Origin of the sequence: Natronospira sp., from assembly GCF_007134575.1 — a bacterium.
GTDB classification, from domain to species: domain Bacteria; phylum Pseudomonadota; class Gammaproteobacteria; order Natronospirales; family Natronospiraceae; genus Natronospira; species Natronospira elongata.
Window position 1 is genome coordinate 1 of the sequence record NZ_SLKM01000260.1, and the last position, 2,542, is coordinate 2,542.

Sequence of the window (2,542 nt, forward strand, 5' to 3'; positions counted from 1 at the left end):
CGAACCCCTCGGGCTGTAAGGGTTCGAATCCCTCGGGCAGGTAGGGCTCGGCATCGCTGGCCGGTAGAATGAAGACGCCAAGCTGCTCATAGCACGCTTCGAGGACGGCGGACTCGGGAAGTACTTCTGCATCGATGTCCGTCAGTAGTCCCTTAAGAATGTCGAAGTCCATGGAGTTGTGGGCCGAGATCTCGTTCATCGCCAACTCTTCGTTTTGAGCCGCAACCGCAGCGTTATCAGACTGCTGGGATGAGAAAGCAAAGTGTGCCAAGACTGAAATGAAAATTAATAAGATAGTGTAAGAAACGGGAAACGTGTTATGTAATCGCATAGTTAGTTGATTTATGTTTGATATTTAAGTTGGATATCCTGATCTGATGTTTCTTTTGTATTAAATACTTTCTTCATATCGATATTTGTCGAAGCAGAAGCTTCGATCCTGCTGGCACTGGCAAAAGCGGACGATTGCACCAGAAAGGTTGATTGCAGCCTGTCGCTCACCTCTAATCGCGGTTCGGTCCAGATGCTGCTTCTTCGAGTAGCGGCGTCCCCTGCCAGCCGACCATCTGCTAGCGACCGTCCTCTTTCAGCCAGATCATCGTGTGGCGCACATCGCCGGTGCCCTCCCCCTCGGGATCCACCCACTTCGAGCGGCCGGTGATCACTGCGGTCTCCCCGAATCGCCGGATGCGCGTCTCGTCGTTGAGGACTTCCTCCACAACGGGAAAGCGGCCGGTCTCGACGACCTCCACGGCATTCTGCTTATCGGAATAACTGGCGTCATCGTTGATGGCAAGAAAGTCCTCGGAATACAGCCGATCAATGGCCTCGGCGTCTCCCGGCAGCTCAAAGGCATCGAACACTTCGCGCTCCAGTCGTTGCAGGGTCTCCTCGTCCTGGTTGGAGTTCTCGAATGGACTCTCCAAGACACCCAGCTGCTCCCAGAGGTCGAGATTGTCCCTTTCTGCATACGACCCGGCAATTTGGCCCTCTTGCACGTCGAACAGGATGATCTGCGATACTTCGAACTCCTGGTCGTCGATATCATAGCCGCGATACTCGCCATCGCCGGTGCCCATATATACGCCGCGAACGGCCACGTAGCCCTCGGCGTCCAGGACATGTGTGGGTTCAAACTCTATGTCCGGGAAGACGTCCCAGAGCCCTTCGACGCGTTCGAGGTAGGACTCGCGTGTCATTTCTTCCCCATCGTCGGTCTGCGGATCGGCAAGAATCTCTTCCAGGGCCGCGCGGTCTTGAGCGTTGAAGGCCTCGATGTAGCTGGTGGCCAGCTCTTCGTGTTGGGTTGCAGCTGTTTCACGATTAGCCTGCTGGCATGATGAAGTGATAAATACAAAGCCAAAAATGAGTGTAAAAAGTGTTATGGAGAAGTGTGATGTAGTTTTTTGTTCTTTCATCATCTTCTTGTTTTTGTGTTATATGTAAGTCGTTCCAAGTTAATTCGGGACGACAACTCTGTATAATTGATTTATTCTTAGTTCACAATAGTCGTTTCGATCCTGCTGGTACTACACAAGCGGACGCTTGCGCCAGGTTGAGGGAACAGACGCTGTCAGGAACCTCTCTCCGTTCGGTACGCTGACAGGTCGGTTAATATCCAGATAGGCGCAAGTGTGTGCTTGCACAGGCACTTTTTTTTTGAACAAAACCGACGACTCTGACAGGACCTCGCTTCACTCGGACTCTGTCAGGTCGTTTATTTAACCTCTAACACCCCCATCATTCCCTGGTCTTCGTGGTCGAGGATGTGGCAGTGAAACATCCACTTGCCGGGATAGTTGTCGTATCGCACAATGAAGCGAGCCGTTTCGAAGCCGGGTACATTTACCGTGTCTTCCCATTTACGCTGTGAGACCGCCTCGCCATTGCGGTCGATCACCTGGAACTGAAAGCCGTGCAGGTGAAACGGGTGATCCATGCCCACCAGGTTTCGGATGTCCCAGATTTCGGTAGCGCCCAGTTCAGCCGTTTCATCAACGCGGTTCATGTCCATCGTTTTGCTGTTGATTTTGCCGTTGGACATCCGCATGACCCGTGTTTCGGTTGCGGCATTTATATTCAGTTCCGGGATTTTTCGCAGGGTTTCCGGTACATCAAAAGTTTCTTCTAAAGGGGAATCATCCGTATACCACAGAGTCAGCAGATCGTTGGTTTCGTCCCAGTTCGATGGGCGAAACATCGGCATGTAGCGGTCGTAGGGCAGATCCTGAAGGGTAACTTTTGTCCCAGGTTCGCCGGTATCGTGAACAAGAAGCTCGGCCCGTTCGCCGTTTGAAAGAATGATTTCATCCACTTCTTTTGGGTGCTCAAACAGTCCGCCGTCACTACCAATGTGGGTAAAGGTATGCCCTTCAAGTGCCAGACGGTAAATCCGGGCACCGGAGGCATTTACGATCCGCAACCGCTGAGTTTCCCCGCTGCGGATGGTCAGCTCCGGCAAGATCTCATCATTCACGAACAGTACGTCTCCCTCGCGGCCGTTCATATCATCCACGCGTTCCTGGCGTGAACCGGGTTCAGC

At 52.6% G+C, this 2,542-nt stretch carries 3 protein-coding genes; all 3 read right to left on the reverse strand.

What is annotated here, in order from left to right; genetic code table 11:
- On the reverse strand, positions 1-199 hold a 199-nt coding region (locus tag ACJWXQ_RS10400), incomplete at its 3' end, for a hypothetical protein (RefSeq protein ID WP_406672774.1).
- Positions 200-569: 370 nt separating this feature from the next.
- The gene (locus ACJWXQ_RS10405; protein ID WP_406672775.1) at positions 570-1,418 is read right to left on the reverse strand and encodes a DUF4440 domain-containing protein; all 849 of its coding nucleotides are present in this window, start codon (positions 1,416-1,418) and stop codon (positions 570-572) included.
- Positions 1,419-1,717: 299 nt separating this feature from the next.
- Positions 1,718-2,542: multicopper oxidase family protein (locus tag ACJWXQ_RS10410; RefSeq protein WP_406672776.1), on the reverse strand; the 825-nt coding region annotated here is incomplete at its 5' end.